The sequence below is a fragment of the Lentibacillus saliphilus genome (assembly GCF_019093865.1).
Classification (GTDB): Bacteria; Bacillota; Bacilli; order Bacillales; family Amphibacillaceae; genus Lentibacillus_B; species Lentibacillus_B saliphilus.
On record NZ_JABJXD010000007.1, the window covers coordinates 99,821 to 125,604 of the forward strand.

Genomic DNA, 25,784 nt, shown 5'->3' on the forward strand with positions numbered 1-25,784 from the left:
TCTTTTACGGTTCAATCTGTTCAACCTTTATCTGTTCAAGGATTGTTGGTAGTTTATCAGGATTGATAAAACCCGTTTTTTCTTCCATTGCATTTAAAACACCTGTCGCCATGCCGAGCTTCATCATATCTACCGGCGCTAATTGTCGAGAAAAGCCAGCTGCAAATCCAGCGATGACTGAATCGCCAGAGCCAACTGCATTAACGGCTTGAATCTTGGGGATGTGTACATGATAAAACGATTCCTCATGTTTAACAAGCGCACCATTTGCTCCGAGCGTCACAACGACCCACGGTATCTCTGCTAGTAGTGAATGCTGACGAATCGCTTCAATTATTTCCGCTGTCGATTCTATGTTTTGACCTATTAAATCAGACAGCTCGGATTCATTCGGCTTAATGAGGTAAGGCTGATATTGACTGTTCAATGTTGCCTGTAACAGTTTCCCGTTCGTATCGAGCAAAACCGGTGTCTGAGCTTGGGCAGAAATCTCTAACATCGCTTTATAAAAATCATCAGGTAGTCCCTTAGGTAAGCTACCAGAGAGCGTCACAACATCGGTTGCGTTCACAATCTGTGAAAAGTGTTCCAATAATCGAGTCTGCTCTTCCGCTGTGATGTTCGGCCCGCCTTCAAGGATTTCTGTTTGGTTGCCTTGATGAATGACAGCGATGCAGTTCCTCGTGTCACCTTGTATACGTACGAACTCATCAGCAATTTCAAGCTCAGTTAGCTGTGTATGAATATAAGTGCCTAACTCGCCACCTAAATAGCCCGTTGCAGCAACATCTTCTTGGAGCTGCTTTAGCACTCTGGCGACATTTAACCCTTTACCACCAGGCGTTTTAGATACGTCCTGTACCCGGTTAACAGCATCTACATGTAATGTGTCCAGTGAATAGCGAATATCAACGGAGGGGTTAAGCGTTACAGTTAAAATCATTTTTAATCACCTCTCATGATTCGAATAAGTCAACCGACCAGACATGTTCTCTATATGTCCGGTCGGTGGTAAGTCATGATAAAGCGGATCGTTTCTAAACTATTATGCCTTTCCATCACTTTTGCAGATTAATATTTTTTCAATAACAGCTTCCTTCATCTTATCTTTCGCAGGGCCCATATATTTACGTGGATCTGTTTCCTCTGGGTGCGCGATTAAATGGTCTCGTAAGCCGTTAGAGAAAGGAATCTTTAACTCTGTTGAAATATTAACCTTGGCACATCCGTGCTCAATGCACTTTTGCACATCTTCCTTGGAAATACCGGAAGCACCATGTAATACAATTGGAATATCGACGAGCTGTCTAATTTTCTGTAATCGGTCAAAATCTAAATCCGGCTTTGTTTCGTATAAACCGTGTCCCGTACCGATTGCCACAGCTAACGAGTCGACACCTGTTTTTTCAACAAATTCAACAACCGTATCAGGATCTGTATAAGCCGCATCCTTTGCTTCAACAATTAAATCGTCCTCTTGGCCAACGAGTTTTCCGAGCTCAGCTTCAACGGTCGCACCATACGAATGCGCTAAATCAGCAACTTTTTTGGAAAGGGCAATGTTTTCTTCAAATGTATTGTGAGACCCATCAATCATAACAGATTTTGTACCGAGCTTGAGCGACTCTTCAATTGATTCAATCGTTTCATGATGATCGAGGTGAAGTGCAATCGGAATATCATTTTCTTTCGCCGCGACTTCTGCCATCGCCTGAATATAAGCACGCCCAGCATACTTCATCGTCCCCGGTGTCGCTGCTAAAATAACAGGGGATCTTAATTCTACCGCTGTTTCTATGACTGTTTGGATCGTCTCCATATTATGAATGTTAAATGCCGGTACTGCATAGCCTTCTTGTTGCGCCTTTTCAAGCATTTCCTTCGTATTTTGTACGTATCCCATTCCGTTTCCTCCTCATTATGTCGAGCTGTTTATGGTCGTTTAGGTCTAAGAGATTTGGAACAAATAATGTCGCTTTTTAATGCCACGGATAAATCGTAACACCCTTGACGACACGGTTCACTCTACCATCTGGACTTGGATTGTCTGGCGTAATGCCAAGCTTAATCGATGTTTTCAAGGCAAGTGCTTGGGCGAAAATCACATAAAGCAATGCGAGAGTGAAATCATTGCTTAAGGCGTCTGTTTGCTTATTAACTGTAATCAACCAATCAGCAAGCTTTTCGACTTCTGCATCTTTTTGTTCATCAACAACAACGAGTTTAATAGGCGAGCCGTCTGTCGCCAATTCTCGTAATATATCTAAATCATATTTGCGTGTGTACGGATCCTGCGACATGAAAATAACAACGACAGACGTGTCATTTAAAATCGTCTTTGGACCGTGACGGAAGCCTAAAGAAGATTCATGTACGGCGACCACTTTGCCTGATGTGAGCTCAAGCATCTTTAAGGACGCTTCATGCGCCAGTTGACCTAATAGACCTGACCCTAAAAAGACGATCCGTTCAAAATCGTATGCGACAATGTCATCAATCACGTCGGCAATGTCATTAACGACCTGTTTACCATTTTCGATAACACGATCGATATCGGTAGCGCTCTCAGCTTGAGTTGTAAAAACACCATAAGCCGCAATCATCATGCTCGTAAAACTGCTCGTCATGGCAAAGCCTTGGTCATGCGCTTTTTCTGGCGTTAAAATGAGCAAGCTGTTGTCATCACCCTGAACATTTTTGGCTAATTTCCCATCTTTATTGCACGTAATGATAATTTGATAAAAATCATCAATGATTTGTGTACCGAGCGTCACAGCCGCAACACTTTCCGGACTATTCCCTGATCTCGCAAATGAAACCATGATTGTCGGAACATCCTTCAATAAATAAGCCTCGGGATTAGAAACGATATCCGTTGTTGCGATTGATTCAAACTGAATGCTCGTGTCATTCAGTTGTCTTAGCATCGGGGCAACCGTATCTCCAGCAAAAGCTGATGTACCTGCTCCAGTGAAAATCACGCGAACTTGACCATGCTTTTGCTTGATTCCTTCTAAGAAAGCATCATATTGCGGCTTTTCTTGAAAAAGGTCTGTCACCATTTCACGCCAAACATTCGGTTGTTGATAAATCTCCTGTGCAGTGTGTGTCGCCTTCAATGTGTTCAATTGCTCAGACGTTAAGTTAAACATTGTCATCCTCCATTTTTATGTTTTTGAGTGGTTATGTTGTCATAACCAGTTTAGTGAGCACTAACACTACTGACAGTGCAATAGTGCTATCGTTACGTTAATTCAACGGTATAATTAAATTTATCACCACGCGCAACACTAATCGTATATTCGATTAATTGCTCTCGAAAATAAGCATAGCGCTTAATCAGCATTGCTGGCTGTTCTTCATTCATGTTCAAGTACGCCGCTTCCTCCGCCCTAATACTCGCAGCCGAAAAGCGCTCAATGGCTTTTGTCACACCAATTTGATAGTCCTGTTGGAATACATCATACATCGGTCTTTCTACCAGATCAGTTGCTGTTAAATGGGGAAACATCTTTTTCGGCAAATATGATGTTTCATACATGAGCGGTTCATGATTAGCAAGACGCAAACGGATCACTTTATAAACATGTTCGAGAGGTTCAAGCCCCATTTTCATCGCCAATCGTTCATCAATTGCGAGCTCATTAAATGAGAGCACCTTCGTCGTTGGAACCTTATCCGCCTTTTTCATTTCCTCTGTGAAGCTATACAGCTTTACCAATTTTTGATTAAATGATTTAGGTGCAACAAACGTCCCTTTGCCATGGAGCTTATAAATATAACCTTCTCGTTCCAATTCCTGTAGCGCTTGTCGCACCGTAATACGACTTAAATCGTGTATCTCACACAATTCCCGTTCTGATGGTAGCTTTTCATGCTCATGATACCGCTCATCACCAATTTGCTTAATAAGCGCTTCCATGAGCTGTAAATAAAGTGGCACCTTACTTCCCTTATCCAATACCCAACTGCCACCTCCTCATAAATTACTCCCAAAGTGGTTATAACCAGTCATATACATTGTAAAAGACAATGAATAAAATGTAAAGCGGCGAGCGAGCTGTTGCGTCGGTAGTAGTGGTATTACGCAATGTGGAGCGGTTATTTCGCAATGCGGGCCGGTTTTTACGCAATGCAGTGCTGTTTTTTCGCAATGAGGGCCTGTTTTTACGCAATGCTGCACTGTTATTTTGCAATGAGGGCTTGTTTTTACGCAATACAGTGCTGTTTTTTCGCAATGAGGGCCTCGTTTTTCGCAATGCAGTACTGTTATTACGCAATGAGGGCCTCGTTTTTCGCAATACAGCGCTATTATTACGCAATGAGGCCAGATTTTTACGCAATGCTGCACCGTTATTTCGCAATACCAGCCGGGTTTTTCGCAATCCAGCACGATTATTCCACAATGCGCAACAGCTTTTTTACAAAGTAGTGTATATGACGTCTTAATATCAAGCTCTTAAGCCCTTGACTGTAACGTGTATTGGCCTTATTGTTAAATTAATATATTTAGAAAGGACGTGTTGTACATGAATGTAAACATCAAATTTTTTCAGTTAAACTCAGGAGGATTTATTACAGCATAATCCCTGTATAAACGCCTCCTAGACCGTGAAAAATTAGGAGGAAAAGAATTTGAATTTAGTTCAATTAGGTTGGAACGATTTTTTTCAAGCAGATTTTGTAACGAGATTTTCAGATGAATGGACTGTTGGTCGTGTCATTGGTCAAGGGAAAAACGTATATAAACTAATAACCAATAGTGGTGATGCACACGGAAAATTATCTGGAAAGTTCCAGTATGACACTATGGATCAAGCAGACTTACCGGTAGTCGGTGATTGGGTTGTTTTAAGACAAACGGACGGTGATCCATTGGCCATTATCCAAGGTGTGTTAAATCGCAAAAGTGTTTTTTCCCGCAATGCACCCGGAGACAATGTAGAAGAACAAGTCATTGCGGCTAACATCGACACAGTTTTTCTTGTAAATGCGTTGAATAACGATTTTAATGTGAGAAGAATTGAGCGCTATTTAACGTTGGTTTGGGAATCAGGGGCAAATCCAGTCATCATTCTTACAAAAGCTGATTTGTGTACTGATGCAGATGAAAAATTGCGTGAAGTAGAAGACATTGCAATTGGCGTCCCTATTCATCTGACGAGCTCGGTTACAAACCAAGGTATTGGTGACATTAAACACTATTTTACTGAAGGACAGACGATTGGCTTACTCGGATCATCTGGTGTCGGAAAATCAACCTTGACCAATATTCTACTCGGTCACGACCAGCAGTCGGTCAATACGATACGTCAGGATGATAAAGGTAGACACACAACAACCTCAAGAGACCTCATCCTTTTGGAAAAGGGCATGATTATTGATACACCCGGCATGAGAGAATTGCAATTATGGAGTTCAGACGAGGGATTGTCGCAAACGTTTCAAGATATTAAAGATTTGGAGATGGCGTGCAAATTCAGAGATTGCACCCATGATCGTGAACCCGGATGTGCCGTTAAAGGAGCCATTGAAGATGGAACACTCCGTAGCGACCGCTATGAGAGCTATTTAAAATTGAACAGAGAAATTGAATATCTAACCAATTCCACAGCCTATATCAAAAATAAAGAGCACAAGATGAAGCAATATAGACATCAAGCATCCAAAAACCGCCAGCTAAAAAAGCGGAATTAAGCGTGTAGTGGGGGTGCCTGTCACTCCCCGAATTATGTCGAAAAAACATGACGGTTGGAAGCAGGCACCCCTCACAAATAAAGAACCAAATTGAAGTCAATTTCCTAATTGCTTCAATTTGGCTTTTTATTACGTATTAATCGCCGTTAACATGATACGATTACTTTCTGATTTCCGCTATAATGTCTCTTTCAAGACGCTGATTGTCTTCAGCAATGATTCCTGGAATTAGAAACAAATCAATAAGCACCCATATGCCTACTATAATAATTAAGACAAATCCAACTAAAATAATTGCTGTAAGCCATCCAACAATTGTTAATACAAGTTGAATGACGCCTGTCGCTGTGCGTCCGAGATAAAAACGATGAATCCCAAGCGTACCAAAAAAGATTAATAACAAATATGATACCAACGTACTCTTGCCTCTCCGATTTAGTTCAGAGTTAACAACTAATCTTTCTTCATTTGTTAAAGTCATTTTTCACAATCACTTCTCTCATGTTATTAAATTACTGAATTAAGAGTACCAAAATACTGATTATAACTCAAATAAACACAAGGAAGTATTTTCTTCGTGCCTGTTTTTCTTGGTGCCCAGCAGGAAGCATTATCCAACGCAAAACACAAGCCGAATTGAAGCATTTATTCACTTCAATTCGGCTTTTTTCTAAATAAGCGTCTGTAATCGAGGGCTCCCTAATCCCCCTTAACCGCCTTTAAAAACTGTTTCATTGCTGGTTTGTCTTTCACCTCGCTAAGCCAGTGGTTTAAAGCTTGTTCGCCACCCTCAATATACTGTTGAATCCCCTTTTGGAGCGTCTCTCTATAGTGATCGTCCTCTCTCGCTTCATCTTCCATACCGATCAACATTTTCTCCCAGTCTTCGTGCTTACCATAAGAATCAGGCGGTTCAGGATGTTGACGCGCAAGTTGGACCACGTCTGAAAATGATGTGCCGAGATAAAGTTCTAGCGCAAGCCACTTGCCAACAAAACGGTTCCCATATTCTGGTTCCTGAGACTTCTCAAATGCCTCTCGTGCTTCAGATAGCTTTCCTTGCATCATCTGCGCATGACCATACTTTCCCTGCACATAATCGAACCCTTCCCTATCATTATTGTTCAGTTCTCTATAAAAATGAAACCAATGTACAACATCTGACCATTCTTCTCGATTGTAATGGTAACCTACAAGGTCTGATATATAGGGCAGAGCGCTCGCACCCTCCTCTTTTTCCACCAACGCTTGTGTATACGGATAGGCCAGCTCATTTCTTGTTTCGAACGTGCCATCCCCTTTTGTGCCAATCAGGCTATAAATCATCCGTAAGCTGTGCAAATCATCAGGATTATGATCGTAATTGTCCATGTAGGCAGATAATGCTGCCTCAATCTTATCATCAATAAGCAAACGATCAGCATCCGTTAACTGACGTTCCTGCAAACGAAAGGATGGTAAGTTCCCCATAGTATCGTCATTCAAGCGATAGCCATTCGTGCGTGTGATCAGCTTGCCATCATCATCAAAAGCTTCCACTCTCCAGGACAAACGAATGTTTGGATTCGCCACACCCAATATGACTGAACCATCTACCGTCTCTTCATCTCCTATTAAAATATTCCCTCGCTGAGCATACAGCTCTTCTATCGGTAAAGACAGCTCTGTCCCTTTAATATGTGTCTTAATGCTTCTTCCAATTGATCCTGAATCGATAGGCACATCCATACTAATATTGTAATAGGCTGCATCGTCGACTGCCTCCCATGAAAATTGAATCGTATCCCCCGTTATCCTTTCCCCATTAATAGGTGACTTCACATCGAATAATTTCTGAAGTGTAATGTCATGTGTGATGTCCTCACTGCCATCAATCGTTATCCAATCATACATGTCTATCGGGTACACCCAGCCATCAATTTGATCAAACTTTAACCCAAGAAAAATTTGGTAGTTACCAGGAACCACCCCTTGAAAATTAAAACGACCCTGTTCATCTGTAACGATTTGATACGGTTCATCTTCTCCAATGGAGCGATTGACATCATGTTCTTTTCGTAGAAACACACCGACACGCTGGACTGGTTCGCCATTTGATCGAACAACCTTCCCCTCTACATTACTCGCATCCGTGTTCGATTGTCTTACCTCTATCAAACGAATCGCGATTAATTGCAACATATCATAATGAGCTTGATCGTCAGTATATGTCTCGGTCTTATCAGCCTTTTGTTGTCGAAACTGTTTCTCATAGGCAGTCAGCTGCTTTTGAATGTCTTGATAAGCTTCCTCCACACGTCCTTCTCTTAAAATAATCCTTGCTTTCAGTTCCCCAACTTCACCTCTTATAAAGGCATCATCTTCATTTAGCGTTGCAATAACGTTTTGCACATACAGATTTGCCTCTTGCAGCTTATTAAAACGTAATGCTAGTCTAACGCGTTCGAGGAGTAAATCTTGTTTATCAAACCGATACATATCATCTTTGAGACGTTCAGCTGCTTTCACAAGCACATCATCGGCGTTTGACCAGTCACCAAGCTCTTCAAAATACATCATTAAATCCTTGGCAGCTTTCGCATAATAGTCATTAACCGGACCTTCTTGAACATATTTCTCAATGTATGGTCGTTTTTCAGGCCAAGAAAAAGAAACATCATCACGATCGTCTACTTGTGAAAAGGCTGGACCGACATACACATCAAAACGGTAAAACCGATCCCCTTCAATCATATAGTCTTCAATTAAACCCCATTCTTGTGACGCCAACAGGTGCCCCTCTTCAAGCATTTGAAGCAAATCATCTTTTGCTGCTTCGTCTCCTTTTGCCAATCGTTTTTCTAGCATGTATAAATTAACTTGCGGCGCAATAACAAGTGACATTAGAGGAATGAATAAAAGGACAGCAGCTATTCCGAAAACAAGATGCTTCACCTTCAGTCTAATCTTCATACCGAGCCACCAGCCTTTCATAGTCGCTTTTCCAATACGTATTCCCCGCAATTTCAACTAACTCCGTTTTGTCCCCTGTGTGACGCATGTTTGGCACAATGATCTCCTTATAGCCAAACATCAACAATAACGTCATACACACCGCACCTACAGGAAGAAGGGGAATCGTAATCTCCTTGTTCCAAATGGCTGAGATTTTCTGACGCCTAGTGATCGGATGCGTTCGTTGCAAGACGTTTTCTTGCTTGGAAAAATGATAGTGTGCCAGTTCATCATTGAGTTGCGCTTTTATCCGATTCTTCTCCACAGTCATCATACCCTTCTCCCTTCTCTATAATATCTTTTAACATATTGCGTCCGCGTTTGAGCCTCGTTTTGACGGTGTTTTCTTTAAGATGTGTATATGTCGCGATGTCTGATATTTTCAGCTCATTAAAGTAAAATAGAACAACAATTTCTCGGTACTTATAATCCAATGATTGAATCGCCTCACTCAGCTTTTCATCTGCAGTCTTCGTCAACAACGCTTCCTCTGGATCAACCGCTGATTCATCTGCTTCCAACAGCTCCATCGACGTGTCAAAATGGAGACGAATGTTTTTCCAGCTCCACCTACGCATCCGGGATCGACACCCGTTCACCGCGATCGTTGTCAGCCAGCTTTTCAATTTCTCTTCATCCTGTAACTGATCAATTTTTTCAAAGGCGGTGACAAACGTATCCTGAACAACTTCCTCACCCGTTTGATAATCCTTAACCAATAATATTGCTGTACGGAGGAGGTAATCGCCATACTGATTCATAAGTTCAATAAGTGCATCTTCATGTTTCTCTCTTAATCGATCAAAATCCAAGCCAGCTCCCCCTCCCTGTACATATAGATGCGCCTAGTCTAGAAAAAGTTTCATGTATTGTTGCTCGAATTTTTTTCTAGAATTAACCACGCCCATCTCACCTTAACATACCATAGTCAAATCACTTCGACGGTCAGATCTTTCCTAACAAAAACAGTCACTCACGAGGACAAATAATACCTAGAAGTGACTGTCACACATAAACGACTTGAATAAAATAACGATGATGGCTCAATGTCCTCAAGGAAAATGGAGGCTAAAGAACCAATTTCCCGCTATTCAGTTCTATGCTATAATAAATCTATCATAAGGAGGTGATATAAGTGGATAAACAAGATCAGATCATGAGTATGCTCCAATCGATTATAGAAACTCAGGATAAGCAAGGAAAAACACTTGAAACACACGGGCAAATGCTGGAGGAACTTGGGCAAATATTAACGGCATTACGCGCTGGACAAGAACATCCCAAAGTAGAGTTAGATGACCTTAAAAGTGCGACAGCTAAAAAACTGGACGATATAAAGGAACAAATGAGTGATCAATCTGCCAGTATCGCCATACTAAAAGAAGATGTGTGGTCTAGCAAAGTAGACATTCACCGAATCAAAACAACGATGGGGATAAATAATTTGTTCGCCGTTTACTTAGTTGGTACAAGCAACAAACATGTTTAATGTGGTAACAATCTATCAATACACGAAAGATAAGTCACAGAAAAAATCCAAACCTACCTTAAATATTGAACACTCTTCCTACTCACACTTACCATCAAAATTAAAATCACCACATCATTTGCACCACGACACGATTAATAACAAATCCTCATTCGTAAAATGGATTGTACGACACACATAACCCAAAAATGAACCTACCAAAATACCCCGCCCGCTCTAATTCAGAGAATGGACAGGGTATTTTTATGTCATTCGAGATAATATACTACATCTCTGGGAGGCACAAATTCTCCTTACAGCTCATACCATTTATTTTGGATGATTTTTTGATACCAGTAGTAGCTGTCTTTTGGAGTTCTTTCAAGTGTTCTGTAGTTAATATGGACAAGCCCAAAGCGCATCGTATAGCCTTTCGCCCATTCGAAGTTATCTAGTAAAGACCAACAAATGTATCCTTTTACCGGAACACCGGAATCCATTGCCCGCTGCAATGCAGCAATATGGGTCTTTAAATAATTAATTCTTCCTATATCGTTGACTTCATTATTATGAACGTCATCATTATAGCAAGCACCGTTTTCCGTAATATAGATAGGCGTATCACCATATTTATTATGAACATAGGTTAGCATTTTATAAAAGCCTTCTGGATATATAGGCCAGCCAATATCTGTTCGATTGTAGCCCATATCAATCATTTCGCAATCAAATAGTCCACTATTCTTTTTGTATCTCGCAACACTACCGTCATAATAGTTGATGCCTACAAAGTCAATAGGTTCCTGAATCAGCTTCATATCACCTTCAGCAATATGAACTGTTGCCCCTTTTTGTTTATACCACTCTACTAAGTAATCTGGATACTGTCCTTTAAAAAGAGGTTCAAAAAACCAGTCAATGATAAATCCGATTTCACGTTGGCAGGCATCTTTATCCTCTTGCTCTGTACTAAAGGGCTCTTTCCAAGTTGAATTAGGTGCAATCCCAATTTCTCCGTTCTCAATGCCTAAACGTCGGAATGCTTTTACCGCTTTCCCATGAGCAACCAATAAATGATGTGACACATCCACTGCTAATTGCAGATCTGTGTGCCCGGGCGCATGCTCACCAATGTAATTAGATAAAAATGAAACACACCATGGTTCATTTATAGTAATCCACTTCTTAATTTTCCCGCCAAACTCTTGAAACATCAATTCAGCATATTGGACAAATGCTTCTATTGTGTCACGATTTGCCCAGCCACCTTTATCCTGCAAGGCTTGAGGTAGATCCCAATGGTATAACGTACACATTGGCTCAATGTCATTTTGAATTAACGCATCAACCAACTTGTGATAATAGTCTAGCCCTTTTTGATTGACCTCTCCTGTTCCGTTTGGAAAAATACGAGGCCAGGATACAGAGAAACGATACATATCCGTTCCTAGTTCTTTTATAAGCTGTACATCTTCTTCATATCTATGATAACTGTCACAAGCTATATCTCCATTATCCCCATTATCGACCTTACCTGGTGTTTTGGAAAACGTATCCCAGATTGATTGGCCTCTACCGTCCTCGTTGGCAGCACCTTCAATTTGGTAGGCAGCCGTTGCGACACCAAATTTTAAGTCCTGTGGTAGTTGAATGATTGCCATGTCACATCTCCTCCTTAGTAATATCTCGTTGTATCACTTAATCATATTTTCGGTGTGCATGATTCGCGGACAATTAATTCTGGTTCCACAAATATAGGATTTTCCTCCTCTGAACCTTCAATAAAATCATGAAGCATACGCGCAGCCAATGTTCCTATTTTTTCCTTGTCCTGTCTTACCGTTGTCAAGCTTGGTGAACTAAAGTGGCACGCATCAATATCGTCACACCCAATGACGCATATATCCTCTGGAACGGACATACCCGCTTCCTCTATTGCTTTAATCGCTCCAAACGCCATCAGATCAGATGCTGCATAGACCGCTTTAGGAATCGTAGAATTAGAAAGTATTTTTTTCATGGCTTTATAACCACTATCTTCAAAAAAATCGCCATGCTGAATCCATTTTTCATTTATTGACAACCCGAATTGTTTCATCGCTTTATAAAAGCCATCTGCACGTAGTTTTGCGACAGTCGAATCCTTTTGACCATTAATAAAGGCTATCTCCTGAATTCTCAATGCATGAAGATGCTCGACTATTTTATATGAGATCTTTTTATTATCTGTCATGACATAGCTGAATTTTGGTCCATCTAATGCCAAGTCAACCCCGACACAAGGGATATCACTTTTGACAAGTTCATAGACGGATTCCTCAATTTCTTCACCTGAAATGATCAAACAGCCATCCACTTGAAAATGATGACAGCGCGCTAAATAACTCGAAGAATTTTGCTGGAATTGTTCATTAGAGAACATTAACATGTCATACCCCAATTCACCAATATTCTTTTTAAAGGATGTCATCACTTCATTAAAGAATGGGTGGGTAAAATCCACATTGATTTTACCGGCATAAATGAGACCAATAAGATTGGATTTTTTGGTGGCCAGTGATTTTGCAGAAAAGGTCGGTCTATATCCGGTATCCTCAATCACCTGCAACACTTTTTTTCTAGTTTTTTCACTAATACTTCCCGTGTTATTCATTATTTTGGATACAGTACCTGGCGAAACACCTGCCATTTTTGCGATATCTTTTATTGTTAGATTCATGGTCATCCCTTTCTTTATTTAACGGACCCTTCCGTAATACTAGAAATGAACAGTTTATTAAACATCAGGAACACAACTACAAGCGGCAGTGTTGCCCAGAACACGCCTGACATAACCATACCAAAATCAACATTATTCGTTGTATTTAAGGATGAAAGTGCTACTTGTATTGTATAGGAAGCTGGATCTCTAAGCACAGTAAATTGCCACAGAAATTCTCCCCATGTTGCAGTGAACACAATAATGCCTAGTGTAGCAAATGCTGGCAGGATGATCGGCAGAACGATGCTACGAAATATCTTAAAATTAGAGCACCCGTCCAATTTTGCAGCTTCTATTAATTCATCTGGTACAGAATTACTAATGTACTGTCTCATAAGAAAGATTCCTAGCGGATTAAGGAAAAATACAATCATAACCCCGAGCAAAGTATCTAACAAGTGAAATTTTGATACCAAATAATATTGTGGAATTAACCCCAATTGTGGCGGAATGATCATCGTTAAAAGAATCGCGAGAAATAACACGTTTTTACCAGGAAATTTAAATTTAGCAAAAGCAAATCCAGCTAATGAACTGATTAACAATACAACTAAGGTTACGACAACACATAACACAAATGTATTCCAGAGCGCACCGAAGAATGGTATTTTATTCAAAACGGCCTGAAAGTTTTCAACGAGACGATCGCCTGGAGTCATCGTTGGCGGAATCGAATTATAAGCTGCACTTGGCCGTGTCGCCATCACAAACATCCAGTAAAAAGGAAAGATAGAGATCAATGAGACAACGGCTAAAAATCCATACATAAATACTTTTTTAAGGGATTCTAATTTCTGACGAGCTGTACTCATGATTTAGCCCTCCTTTCTTTTTTCCCAAGACCGGATGACAGATACGTATTAATAGCTGAAAATATGATAATCAATGCTAATAAAATAATAGCGGTTGCCGATGCCGTTCCAAATGACTGTAAATTGAAAGCATCGCGATATAAGTACATAACGATTGTCATGGCTTCAGTTCTGCTGAAGGCTGCGTTCCCTAGGAATACAGTTGGTTCTGTAAACAATTGCAATGCACCTACAGTAGAGAAGAAAACTGTTAAAATGATGAAAGGTTTTAATAATGGAATCGTAATGTAGCGTAGCTGTTGAAGGATATTAGCGCCATCAATACGGGCTGCTTCATACAGGCTTTTCGGGATACTTTGTAAACCAGCTAAATAGATGATCGTGTTATATCCAACCCAACGCCAAAACACCATAATAGATATTGCTATTTTTGCACCCCATTCACTCGTTTTCCAAGAAACCGGATCTAGACCAAATATATTGAGTACATAGTTTGCTAGAGCAGTCTCATTATTGCTAAAAAACACACCGAATACGAGTGCCACAGCAACCATAGACGTAATATATGGCATAAAAATCATTGCCCTAAACGTATTTTTAAATTTTAAATAAGTTTGATTTAAAATAAAGGCCAAAATGATTCCTACTACAAGCTGGGGAGCAGTTCCCATTAATCCCATGACAATCGTATTATAAACCGATTTCCAAAATACTGGATCCTGTAAGACAATTGTAAAGTTCCTTAATCCAACAAACTCCATCTCACCTAGCCCATTCCACCTTTGAAAAGCTAAATAGAGACTAAATATAGCTGGATAGAGCCCAATAATAGCGAAAATGATGAAGAATGGCGATATATACAAATATGCACTGATTTTATCTTTTTGTTCCTCCGATCGATATTTACGTTTCCACATAAGAGTTAAGTCCCTCCCATTCACTTAAAGCTCATTAATGGGGGCAGTCGCACTCCCCCCATTAATGTCCCATTTTAATATATCTTGTACTAATTTGCGTTAACAATATTGTAATCTATTATCTTGAAATAATCGCTTTGATTCGATCGACGGCTGCCTGCCACTCTTCATCAGGGTCAGCTCCATTTTGAATGTTTAATAACGAATTTAAAACTTCATCTTGTGCGCTTACATATTTCGTACCTTTATATGTGAACGATATATCTTCGGCGGCTTTTGCAAAATATTGTGCTGTGTTCTGACCACCAAAGAATTCATCAGATGCATTTTTAAACGCTTCCATTTCATACACAGCTGGAGCTGAAGGGAATAATCCTGCACTTTCAAATGATTTCAATTGATTTTCTGGTGATACGAGCCATTTGATAAATTCATAAGCTTCTTCTGAGTTCTTAGTTTCATTCGGGATTGTAACGTATGATCCACCCCAGTTTCCCGCAAATTCAGTTGGTAATGTAGCCACTTTGAATTGTCCATTTGCTTCAGGAGCATTTCCTAAAATCCACCCCTTTAGCCATGCTGCACCCATTTCTACAGCAAAGTCACCATTGTTAACAGCATTTCCCCACTCTGGTGTCCACATATCATATTTACCTACAAGTCCTAGATCATTCATTTCTACAGCTAAGTCAAATGCCTTCTTTACTGCATTGCCATTTTGCTCGATAAGTAGATTTCCTTCTGTATCAAAATAACTTTCTTCAGCACCATCCATAATTGCGCGATAAGCCATTTCCATACTGTCCACAAACGGTTTGTCCAACTCTTCCTTTATTGTTTGACCGGCGCTAATGAAATCGTCCTTTGTTTGAATAAGCGCTTCGACTTCATCCGGATCTGTTGGTAACCCTGCTTCCTCAAATAAATCGACGCGATAAAACATCGCTTTTGGACCTATATCGGTCGGTAAGCCAAATAAAAACTCGCCATCGGTGCTTTTACCAATATTCCATTTCCAATCAAGATAGTCATCTTTTATGTCTTCAGCGCCGAGGTCATATAGGTTCACAAAACGATCTTGAGCTTGTTTGAAACGGTCAAGCTGATCCACTTCTAACATCGCTATATCAGGTGCGCCACTTTCCGCAGAGAGTGCTGTAAACAAGCTGTTATGGTGATCTCCTAACTCAGAAACCTTAACGTTAATCTTTATTCCAGGATTCTCTGCTTCATATTCTTCAGCTAAATCCTCGTAGTTGGTTGCTCCAAACACCCAAAAGTCTAATGTGACATTTTCATCGTTATTTTCGTTTACATTCCCACTGCTGTCGTTATCACTACAAGCACCTAAAGTAAGCGTTACCATTAAAACTAAAAAAAGAAGCAAAGACCGTTTGAAGTTTAACATGTGTAAATTCCTCCTATACATTTGTAGTTTTAAGGGAGTGTACGAAATGTCGTATCCCTAGCAAGGAAACCGGTTTCCTTAATTGGTAAAAAAAGTAGGAAATCGCTTTCCTAAATTCATTATATATCGAGTTTTATTGTAAATCAACTTTTTTTTAGATTATAAGAGTTTTATTTATCATAATGCTTTTTATAGAAGTATACTTACAAATGGAACACATTCAATTGCAAGATGTGTAGAAAAGTAGGCTATTGTTCAACTTGTTCGCTTGTCATAAACTCTTTAGAACTCATTTATAACCACATTTTACACGTATATGAAGTTACCTGATACGTTTTTCAAAAAAACAAAGAGACATTACATAACGTAACATCTCTCCGTTTTTCTAATCCTCTCAAGCTCCTACTTATGCCCGTTTAGCTAACTGAGCACTTTCTTCCTTTTCTTCCTTCATTTTCTGCTGGAAGCGTTTTGTTTCAAAGATGATAATGCCACTCAACCCGAGGAGTCCGATCAAGTTTGGAATGGCCATGAGACCATTTAATACGTCTGCCAATGCCCAAACAGCGTCAATCGAAGCTGTTGCACCGACGAATATGAACAATACGAATACAGTCCGGTATAATTTAACAGCTGTCGGATTTTTAAATAAGTATTGGAAGCACTTTTCGCCATAATAACCCCATCCTAAAATGGTTGATGTCGCGAAAAATAGTAGTCCAAATGTGATCAAGTATGGTCCAGCACTACCGAGTAACGTTTCAAATGCTGAAGAAGTCAAAACACCTGCTTCAATGGACGTGTTTTCCCATTGACCTGACATGACGATAGTGAGACCGGTAATCGTACAAATAATGAACGTATCAATTAAAACCTGAGTCATCGATACTAACGCCTGTCTTCCAGGCATATCCGTTTTTGCAGCTGCAGCAGCGATCGGAGCAGAACCCAAACCGGCTTCGTTCGAGAATAGCCCGCGAGCAACCCCAAAACGGATAACGGTACCAATAGCACCACCAGCTATCGCTTCACCAGAGAACGCATCCGTGAAAATAATTCCAAATGCTTCTGGAACAAGATCAATATTCATTAAGACAACAATTAAGCCAGCCAAAATATAAAACGCAGCCATAATTGGTACAAAGAAGGCTGTTACACGACCAATCCATTTAATACCACCAATAATGACCAAGCCAGCAAAAAGAACGAGCACCACACCTGTTACCCAAAACGGGACGGAAAATGTATCGTTCATTAAATCAGCAACAGCCTTTGACTGTGTGCCATTTCCAATTCCAAACGCAGCCAGGGCGCCAAAAATTGCAAACAAAACACCGAGCCATTTTTGCTTAAGACCGTGTTCTAAATAATACATTGGTCCACCTGACATTTTTCCGTCAGCATCTTTTACACGATACTTTACCGCAAGGATCGCTTCACCGTATTTTGTCGCCATTCCAAATAAACCAGCGAGCCACATCCAGAAGACCGCACCAGGTCCCCCCATCACAATCGCAGTTGCGACACCAACAATGTTACCGGTACCGACCGTTGCAGCCGATGCCGTCATAAGTGCTTGGAAGTGTGAGATATCCCCCTCTGACTTCTTATCCTGCTTCGGTGAAAATGCCAATTTTAACGCATAAGGTAAGGAACGAATTTGTAAGAATCCAAGACGCAATGTTAAATAAATACCAGTTCCAACTAAAAGTACAAGTAACGGTACACCCCAAACAATTCCACTAACTTCCCCTAAAAATTCTTCAATGTCTTTCATGTACAATCTCCCCTCTGAATGAACTTAAAAACTAAAGCCTCGCTTATGTGTACAAATTATCCTCCCTTCTCACCTCTAATTGTAAGCCCTTTCAAATGTCTGCATGAAATAATTTCAGTCTAGTTGGACTACTATAATTAAATCTGAAATATTAGTCGATGTCAATGAATATATTAAAAAATGTAAAAAATCGACTTAATGTTTAGTCTCGGGTAAAAATAACTAAAATATCCGAATGGATCCCCTGTCTTAAATCCCAAGTACTATCACCTTATGTGCAACAATCAAAAGTCGAAGGGGATGACAGTGGCAAAACTAAAAACCCGCAGATGAACGTATTCGCTCATCTGCGGGAACATATTTTATGGCAACCAAACTTTTGTGTTATTGCAAGAGTGGCTGCAATGCATTTACGATGTCAGCATCAACTGCAATTTCACCGCCCAAGATTGTGAGCTTCTTGAGGTTATTTTCCGTGATGTAGTTGGCAGTAACGTCAGGCACATCGTTTCCAACGAGCAATACTGTGCTATTACTTTGTGCTGCTAGAACAGTACCTGTCAATGCATCTGCATATTCTTTACCAGTTGCAACATACATATGCTTCGTGCTTAGGTCAAAGTGGTTGTTAATGGCTACGTTTGTCTCGTAACGATTTGCACCACTCAGACGATTTGGTTCTGGTAGGTGTGACATCACGTCATCAGAGATGGCCATCGTACCACCTACAACGATCGTTTGTTCAACACCCAGTTCACTTAGAGCTGTTGCAGTTGCCTCAGGTAATGAATCAGGCCTTGTTAGCAAGATTGGCATACCTTCTCTAGCGGCATGAGAAGCAATCGAAAGGGCGTCAGGGAATTCAACACCACTTGCAACAGCAACTCCATTAGCGCCATCAGGGGCAACTTCCATAGCAATTAACCGAGCTGTACCATAACGTGACTCTCCTCTAATACGCTCAACAGTTAACGCCATATCCTTAAGCTCATTGACAACTTGAGACGAAATTGCAACCTCTCCACCGAGCACAATAACATGTTCAGCATTTAATCGCTCAAGCTCTTCCTGAACCGCTTCATTGAGTCCAGACGTTTTGGTTAACAAGATTGGTGCGTTTAGCTTATGAGCAAGTGGTGCACCAGCTAAAGCATCCGCGTAATCGTCACCGCGTGCGATAACGACCGTATCAGAATGTGTCCAACCTTTTTTGCTAACCTCTATTGCCGTGTCATAACGTGTTTCCCCTGATAAACGTTCCATGTTCTCAGGATAAACATAGAGTTGACCTTCTGCCTCTGCCATTGCTTTGTTACCAGCAGCGTCTTCCAATTCCACCTTAACGACAGCACCCTCAAGCATCATGTTCGTTGGTACGGTCCACGTTCCAACATAAACGCCTGGTTCAACTTCTTCCATGTTGGTTTCATGTGTGCCAGATAGATTTGGTACTTCTACTGCGAAACTAGCATGGCCACCTTCAGTACTGCTTTCAAATGAGATCTCTACTTGATCTCCAGGGAATACATACTGATCCGTCGCTGGTTGTAGATTCTCTATAACAGGAATTGTTTGATTCATTGTTACTGTAATTGATTCAGTTGTCTCATTACCTGCACCATCTACAGCTACAACTTCAACCAAATTATCTCCTGATTCTAGAATAATCTGTTTTGCGTATGAACCATCCTCTGCAATATCCGCCTCATGTCCATTGACAGTGACATGATCAAGGTGGGCGTCAGCTACAATACCTTCTATTGTAGCTGTATCACGATTTGTAATCGCACCATCTTCAGGACTGTCAATTGATAATTCAGGTGAGACCGTATCGAGGATAACCGTACGAATCTCGGATTCCTTCGCGTCATCACCGTTCACGACCGAAATGGCCTTCAGATCGTTTTCACCTTCTGTCAAGTCCACGTCAATGGCATACAGACCATCGTCACCGACATCTTGTGTGCCAGACTCTTCACCGTTATTCATGAGTTTCACAGTTGTTCCAGAAGAAGCTTGTCCTTCTACTGTAATAGACGTGTTATTCGTTAATGCACCTTCTTCAGGTGAATCAATTGTAGGTGCCTCAACCTCATAAGCAACGCGAGCACGAATCATATAGTTACCTTCATCCTCAGGTGTTTGTTCCCATGCGCCTGATACGCCTTGATAACTACGGCCAGCAAATGGACCATCTTCATCCGTTGCCAGGCCAGGTGCATTTGGATTGTTGACAGCTTGTACATAAACCATGAAGAAATCACCATCAACAATAATGTTTTCTTCTCTCAAGTCAACAACTGTCCACTCTTCCAAGTCTCTGATTGCTTCAGCATCGATCGGACCAGCCAGTTTTTCTCCTGGTAATCCTTCTTCATCAGCACTCCAAACCTCAACAGAAAACTCCGTGCCTCCAGGTGTTGGCCATTCTTCATTATAGAACTGGAAAACACCATCCGTTACGATAGCAGTGTCCTTACCTTCTGGAAGTGACATTTTAACAGCCCACGCATTGCCTGCATCATAAAATGCACGCGCGTTTTCAATTGTGCCGTCATCATATCCAATTTCTCCACCAGGTACAGTATAGAATGGCTCTAACGCAATATCTTGCTCGATATCACCATCAACTGTGACACTGATTTCTTTACTGTAAAAATCTTTCGCCATTACTTTCAGCGTGTACGTACCTTCATAGGCTGTCAATTCATAGTTACCTGCTGCATCTGTTTCAACAGGCATAACATTGGCATCCTCAACCAAGAGAACTGTTGCACCCTCAATTGCATTGCCTGTTTTTTCATTCGTTACAGCACCACTAATTGTTCCTTGTGGCAATTCTTGGAGATTAAAGTTGGCAGTAACAGTTGCTTCTTCGGCCACTGTTACAGTTTGTTCTTCTGATTCAAAACCATAGGCTTCAGCCTTGACCGTATAGTCACCAACAGCATGTCTGAGGCTATACGCACCTGTTGCTGGATCAGTAGTTGCTGAGCGCCCTGATTCAACGACCGAAATATGTGCCTCCATTGGCAGTGTCGTCGGACTAGCCGTTAGATCGTTTGATGTTGATTCATCTAAAGTCTCAGCTCCAGACTGACCACCAGTATTCGATGTGCCAGACAAAGCTACATCATCAATGTACCAACCTTGTTCTGATACTGAACCATCTGAAGTCGCTTGAAAGCCAACCATGATCGTTTGACCACTATAAGCGCTTAAATCAATCTCAGCGCTTTGCCAATCATCTGTTAAGCCATCAAACGTCTCAACTTGCGTCCATGACTCGCCATCCGTAGAAACGACGACATGAGCAAAGTCATATGCACTACCAGAAGCATACTTTTCAAAGTCATGCCAGTGTTTAAACTGCAAGTATGATTCACCGTCTGGCAAAGTAACAGGTGGCATGACGAGAGTTGCATCCATGTTACTCTCATAATTCCCTGCTAGATTCGTTGCATATACATTTTCCCCAGAAAATGCATCTCCTGGACCTGACGTAGGTGTACCTCTTTCCCACGTGTCACCGTCACCAAATGAATACCAACCAGCTGGTGCTGTTTCAAAATCTGTAAAATAGCCGTGTGATATACCATCAGAAACAGAGACTGTATACTCATCACTTGTGACTTCATTTTCACCATAGTCGTTAACCGTCCAGTAATAAGTGAGTTCAGTGCCGGTAACGTCATCCCCTGGAATCGTCGCTTTGAACGTTCCACTGCGGAAGTCACCCGAAATTTGTTCTGCTTGCACTGTTTTCTGTTCTGTATCGTTTTCATACGTCAATTGAACAGATGTCACGCTGATATTATCACTCACATGAATCTCAAGTGGTAAATCAAAGCCCGTATATGTTTCGTCGACTGGGTCGTGCTCAAATTGTGGCGCTTCTGTATCTTCACCATCTTGAGTTACCACACCTTCAATCGTGCCTAATCCATCCATTATAGATGACACGGCATCAAAAGCATTCACGAGACCAGATCCAAAGCCGTTGTTCGGTGATTCCGGATATTCATCATCCGTCATTGGAATGGCCGTATTCATCAATAATTCTTCCATGTCATCAACAGACATACCAGGGTCAACCTGTCTTAGCAATGCCGCAACAGCTGATACAGCTGGTCCTGCCATCGATGTTCCACTATTAAGTGCATAGCCTCCACCAGGAACAGAAGATCTAATTGCTACACCTGGTGCTGAAATGTCTGGCTTAATTTCGTCATAAGGAGATGGACCTCTCAATGAGAATCCTGCTAGATTGTCATTGATATCCGTTGCGCCTGTCGCGAACGATTCTGGATAGTTCGCAGGTGTTGCAATCGACCCCGGACCACCTGGGTTAAATATCGTCGTGTTACCTGCAGAGAATTCCGGGAAAATATTTGCATCTCTCCAAGCGATAACAACATCACGATACCATTCATCGAGACCTGGGCCACCACCCCAAGAGTTATTTACAACGTCTGGTGACTTGGAAACATCTTCATTTCCTTCTGAATCAGTTGGCGCTAGAATCCACTGAGCTGCTGCGAGCAAATCAGTGTCTGTGCCGCCATCTTGAGTGAACGCTTTAACCGCAATCCACTGTGCACCTGGTGCAACCCCGACTTGGTTATCGCCATTTGGTTCACCACCAACCATTGTACCTGTTACATGTGTACCATGACCTTGATCATCATATGGTTCACTTAAACCAGCTGTAGCATCAAACCAGTTGTAATCGTGGTCGACGTCACCCGAACCAGCATTATAGCCACGATATTTTTCCTTTAATGCTGGGTGTTCTAAATCCACACCAGTATCAATTGAGGCGACGACAGTTCCAGAGCCATCAATCCCCATATTCCATACTTGTGGCGCGTTTACACGCTCAACATTCCATTCAACTTCATTGTTGACGTCTGATTGTGGTTTGTCCTGATTAGGAGTGGACGTACCTACAATTAATTCACGCTTTTCGTTAGGTAGAATTTTTTCAACCTCTGCGAATTGCGCTATTTTTTCAGCTACGGCTTTTGTAGCTGTTACCGCCATTCCGTTTACGATGTAATAAGGTGTTACATTTTCCGCATTACCATTTGCAATCTCCTGCTCAACATAATCTTTAACATTTTGCTGAGATTCAATGGCTGTGGACTTTAAAGCAGAAACGACTGCTGAACGCTGCATCAATTCCGTCCGGTAAGCTGATAGATTAGCAGATTGTGCTTTGCTTCTCCCTTGTTCAGCAGCTTTTTTCGTATCTGCTTTTTCCTTGAATTTGACCAAAAACGTTGCTTTTTCCTCATCTGCAAACACTTCATTTAATCGCTTGCTCATTTTTTCCTTTGCACTGGCCCCTGTCTCATGCATTGAACGAGACACTTGACCATCTGAAGTTGCCGCAAACGTCATACTCGGTGCAACGAGAGAGAAAATCATTAACAACACAGACAAGATACTAAATGTTTTGATTTGAACCTTCTTTTTCAAAAAAAAGTTCCTCCCTAAAATAGATTTAGTCTCAAGGGATGTGATGTCTGATTCTCGTTTGATTCCCAGAACAACAAAAAACAACACCCATTGCCTCCTTTCCTGTTGCAGTTCTGGCAATCATGATGTTGATCAATATTCTATTATCGTAGTTGTAAAAACATCATATCACAACACTTCGTAAAATTGTAGGTATTTTTAATAATTTATTTTATCAGTTAAATATTTATTGATTTGATAGGATTTCTTGACGTGTTTTTATTCAGAAATCGCGTAATGGCCTGCTTTTCGACAAATTTTGGCTAGTAGTCAGCGTCGGAAACGACTAATAGGCAGTTCATGCACATTGCAAACTACTCGTCACAAGCAGTAAAATGATGATACACACTTTTAAGTTTAGAGAGGATGAGTTGTGATAGACATTACGAAGCAAATTTTAAAACGGAAGACATCAATCATAACGACTTTTATCCTTCTCGCTGTAATTAGTGCGATCGTTCAGTTTTTTGTCCCTGTTAATTACAGCATGGTTGATTATTTGCCAGAGCATGCACCGTCGACAATCGCCATGGATGTCATGGAGGATGAGTTTGACGGGGCGATCGCCAATACGCGCGTTATGATAAAAGATGTGACGATTCAACAAGCACTTGATTATAAACATAAATTAGAATCCATCGCTGGTGTCACAGACGTCACCTGGCTCGACGATGCAATGGACATTCGCACACCGATAGAGGTCGCGGATGAAGATATCGTTGACACATATTATAAAGACAATCACGCCCTATTCACATTTCATGTAGAAGAAGGCAAGGAGGTCGCAGCTACCGATGCGATTTATGATGTCATTGGTAAGGATAATATGTTGGCTGGGGACGCATTGAACACAGCCATTTCTCAAAAAATGACCGGACAGGAGACGTTAAATGCCGCAGCGATTCTGATTCCAATCGTTATTTTAATTCTGCTCCTTTCAACACGGTCATGGTTTGAACCGGTCTTATTTTTGACAGCCATTGGTGTTTCAGTCTTGATCAATCTTGGCACCAACATTTTCATTGGTGAAATTTCGTTTATTTCCCAAGCAGTTGCACCAATTTTACAGCTTGCAGTATCACTCGATTATGCGATTTTTTTACTGCATAGCTTCGATGATTATCGGAAAACGATGGCACCAGCACAAGCAATGGAACACGCAATGAAACGATCTTTCCCGGCCATAGCCGCCAGTGCATCAACGACGTTTTTCGGATTTTTGGCACTTACATTTATGGATTTTGAGATTGGAGCAGACCTTGGTCTCAACCTTGTTAAAGGTATTTTTCTCAGCTTCCTTTGTGTCATGATTTTTTTACCACCTTTGACACTCATGTCATATCGACTCATCGATAAGACATATCATCGACAATTTTTGCCAAGTCAATACAACATTGGAAAGTACGTCATGAAAATGCGTATTCCTGCTTTAATACTCGTTGCACTTTTAGTTGTCCCAGCTTTTCTCGCACAAAGCCAAACGAATTTCATTTATGGCATGGGGGAACTTCCAGATAACACGCGTGCTGGTGAAGATGCCGCTGCAATCGAAGACGCATTTGGAAAATACACACCTATGGTTCTCCTCGTTCCAAAGGGTGATCTGGCTCGAGAAGAAGCGCTCGTCGATGAGCTTGAGGAGCTCACAAATGTAAAAAGCTCTATTTCTTATACCAAAGCGGTCGGAACGGCGATTCCACCCGAATATGTCGATAAAGCCGTTAAGGCACAATTTTTCTCAGACGATTACAGTCGAATCGTTTTAAACACGACGACTGATACAGAAGGTGACACCGCCTTCCAACTCGTTGAACACGTCAAATCGATTACAGATTCATATTACGCTAATGACTACCATGTGACGGGCGAAAGCGTCACCCTTTATGACATGAAGCAGATCGTCGAGAAAGACAACAGACTCGTCAACATTCTGACCGTGCTCGCAATCGCATTCGTATTGCTTGTGACATTCCGATCGCTGTCATTTCCAGTCGTGCTCTTACTAACGATCCAAACGTCCGTCTGGTTTAATTTGGCCGTACCTTATTTCACAGACGACCCGCTCGTTTATATCGGTTATTTAATCATCAGCATCGTCCAGCTCGCAGCCACAGTCGATTACGCGATTCTTTTAACCGAGGATTATACGAACAACCGCAAAGACATGAGCGCAATGGTGGCAATCAAAAAAACAATTAACGAAAAGATATTTTCAATCGGGGTGTCTGCTTCGATTTTATCAAGCGTTGGATTCATCTTGTACTTAACGTCTTCCGATCCTATCATTTCATCGATAGGCAGCTTGCTTGGACGCGGTACGTTGCTGGCATTTATTATGGTGTTGTTCTTTTTACCAGCACTGCTTCTCGTATTCGACCGCCTCATTGCAAAAACAACTTGGAACGCTCATTTTTTTAAAGGGAAGTGATG

19 protein-coding genes are annotated in these 25,784 nt (G+C 41.2%); 4 read left to right on the forward strand and 15 right to left on the reverse strand.

Annotation, left to right across the window (positions count from 1 at the left end; translation table 11 throughout):
* Positions 1 to 4 precede the first annotated feature (4 nt).
* From HPC67_RS11925 to HPC67_RS11940, 4 genes are all read right to left on the reverse strand, one after another.
* Positions 5 to 943: a hexose kinase gene (locus HPC67_RS11925; protein ID WP_217588243.1), complete on the reverse strand. Its 939-nt coding sequence runs from the start codon at positions 941 to 943 to the stop codon at positions 5 to 7.
* Between the two features lie 102 nt (positions 944 to 1,045).
* Complete coding sequence (gatY, locus tag HPC67_RS11930; protein ID WP_217588244.1) at positions 1,046 to 1,903, reverse strand: tagatose-bisphosphate aldolase subunit GatY; 858 nt, start codon at positions 1,901 to 1,903, stop codon at positions 1,046 to 1,048.
* 76 nt (positions 1,904 to 1,979) lie between these two features.
* On the reverse strand, positions 1,980 to 3,152 hold the full coding sequence (locus tag HPC67_RS11935) for an SIS domain-containing protein (RefSeq protein ID WP_217588248.1): 1,173 nt from the start codon (positions 3,150 to 3,152) through the stop codon (positions 1,980 to 1,982).
* Between the two features lie 92 nt (positions 3,153 to 3,244).
* Entirely contained in the window at positions 3,245 to 3,961 is a 717-nt protein-coding gene (locus tag HPC67_RS11940; RefSeq protein ID WP_246570035.1) for a GntR family transcriptional regulator, read from the reverse strand.
* 131 nt (positions 3,962 to 4,092) lie between these two features.
* On the opposite strand from HPC67_RS11940, the gene HPC67_RS11945 reads away from it, so the two are divergent.
* Together HPC67_RS11945 and rsgA are read left to right on the forward strand one after the other, a co-directional pair.
* Positions 4,093 to 4,449: a hypothetical protein gene (locus HPC67_RS11945; RefSeq protein ID WP_217588249.1), complete on the forward strand. Its 357-nt coding sequence runs from the start codon at positions 4,093 to 4,095 to the stop codon at positions 4,447 to 4,449.
* A gap of 186 nt (positions 4,450 to 4,635) precedes the next feature.
* Positions 4,636 to 5,697, forward strand: coding sequence for a ribosome small subunit-dependent GTPase A (gene rsgA / locus HPC67_RS11950; protein WP_217588250.1), 1,062 nt, complete (start codon positions 4,636 to 4,638; stop codon positions 5,695 to 5,697).
* A 160-nt stretch (positions 5,698 to 5,857) separates the two neighbouring features.
* Here rsgA and HPC67_RS11955 read toward each other — a convergent pair whose 3' ends face one another.
* From HPC67_RS11955 to HPC67_RS11970, 4 genes are all read right to left on the reverse strand, one after another.
* Complete coding sequence (locus HPC67_RS11955) at positions 5,858 to 6,178, reverse strand: TM2 domain-containing protein (RefSeq protein ID WP_217588252.1); 321 nt, start codon at positions 6,176 to 6,178, stop codon at positions 5,858 to 5,860.
* A gap of 218 nt (positions 6,179 to 6,396) precedes the next feature.
* On the reverse strand, positions 6,397 to 8,670 hold the full coding sequence (locus HPC67_RS11960) for a hypothetical protein (RefSeq protein ID WP_217588254.1): 2,274 nt from the start codon (positions 8,668 to 8,670) through the stop codon (positions 6,397 to 6,399).
* On the reverse strand, positions 8,639 to 8,962 hold the full coding sequence (locus HPC67_RS11965) for a hypothetical protein (RefSeq protein WP_217588256.1): 324 nt from the start codon (positions 8,960 to 8,962) through the stop codon (positions 8,639 to 8,641). Before HPC67_RS11965 ends, HPC67_RS11960 begins: the two co-directional genes overlap by 32 nt.
* Positions 8,922 to 9,503 carry a sigma-70 family RNA polymerase sigma factor gene (locus HPC67_RS11970; protein ID WP_217588257.1) on the reverse strand — a complete coding sequence of 194 codons (582 nt, stop codon included), beginning with the start codon at positions 9,501 to 9,503 and terminating at the stop codon, positions 8,922 to 8,924. Before HPC67_RS11970 ends, HPC67_RS11965 begins: the two co-directional genes overlap by 41 nt.
* Positions 9,504 to 9,826: 323 nt before the next feature.
* On the opposite strand from HPC67_RS11970, the gene HPC67_RS11975 reads away from it, so the two are divergent.
* Positions 9,827 to 10,180, forward strand: a complete 354-nt coding sequence (locus HPC67_RS11975; RefSeq protein WP_217588258.1) for a hypothetical protein — start codon at positions 9,827 to 9,829, stop codon at positions 10,178 to 10,180.
* A gap of 293 nt (positions 10,181 to 10,473) precedes the next feature.
* On the opposite strand, the gene HPC67_RS11980 is transcribed toward HPC67_RS11975, so the two are convergent.
* The 7 genes from HPC67_RS11980 to HPC67_RS12010 form a co-directional block, all read right to left on the reverse strand.
* The gene (locus HPC67_RS11980) at positions 10,474 to 11,820 is read right to left on the reverse strand and encodes a GH1 family beta-glucosidase (protein WP_217588260.1); all 1,347 of its coding nucleotides are present in this window, start codon (positions 11,818 to 11,820) and stop codon (positions 10,474 to 10,476) included.
* Positions 11,821 to 11,861: 41 nt separating this feature from the next.
* Positions 11,862 to 12,878 (reverse strand): LacI family DNA-binding transcriptional regulator, encoded by a 1,017-nt coding sequence (locus HPC67_RS11985; RefSeq protein WP_217588262.1) that lies wholly within the window; start codon positions 12,876 to 12,878, stop codon positions 11,862 to 11,864.
* Between the two features lie 14 nt (positions 12,879 to 12,892).
* Positions 12,893 to 13,732 (reverse strand): carbohydrate ABC transporter permease, encoded by an 840-nt coding sequence (locus tag HPC67_RS11990; RefSeq protein ID WP_217588263.1) that lies wholly within the window; start codon positions 13,730 to 13,732, stop codon positions 12,893 to 12,895.
* A complete protein-coding gene (locus tag HPC67_RS11995; protein WP_217588264.1) occupies positions 13,729 to 14,649 on the reverse strand; it encodes a carbohydrate ABC transporter permease in 921 nt (306 codons plus the stop codon). Before HPC67_RS11995 ends, HPC67_RS11990 begins: the two co-directional genes overlap by 4 nt.
* Before the next feature lie 118 nt (positions 14,650 to 14,767).
* The gene (locus tag HPC67_RS12000; RefSeq protein WP_217588265.1) at positions 14,768 to 16,057 is read right to left on the reverse strand and encodes an ABC transporter substrate-binding protein; all 1,290 of its coding nucleotides are present in this window, start codon (positions 16,055 to 16,057) and stop codon (positions 14,768 to 14,770) included.
* Positions 16,058 to 16,463: 406 nt separating this feature from the next.
* A complete protein-coding gene (locus tag HPC67_RS12005; RefSeq protein ID WP_217588266.1) occupies positions 16,464 to 17,834 on the reverse strand; it encodes an alanine/glycine:cation symporter family protein in 1,371 nt (456 codons plus the stop codon).
* Between the two features lie 384 nt (positions 17,835 to 18,218).
* Positions 18,219 to 23,315 (reverse strand): S8 family serine peptidase, encoded by a 5,097-nt coding sequence (locus tag HPC67_RS12010; RefSeq protein ID WP_217588268.1) that lies wholly within the window; start codon positions 23,313 to 23,315, stop codon positions 18,219 to 18,221.
* 412 nt (positions 23,316 to 23,727) lie between these two features.
* On the opposite strand from HPC67_RS12010, the gene HPC67_RS12015 reads away from it, so the two are divergent.
* Positions 23,728 to 25,782, forward strand: a complete 2,055-nt coding sequence (locus tag HPC67_RS12015) for an efflux RND transporter permease subunit (RefSeq protein ID WP_343327841.1) — start codon at positions 23,728 to 23,730, stop codon at positions 25,780 to 25,782.
* Positions 25,783 to 25,784: the final 2 nt, after the last annotated feature.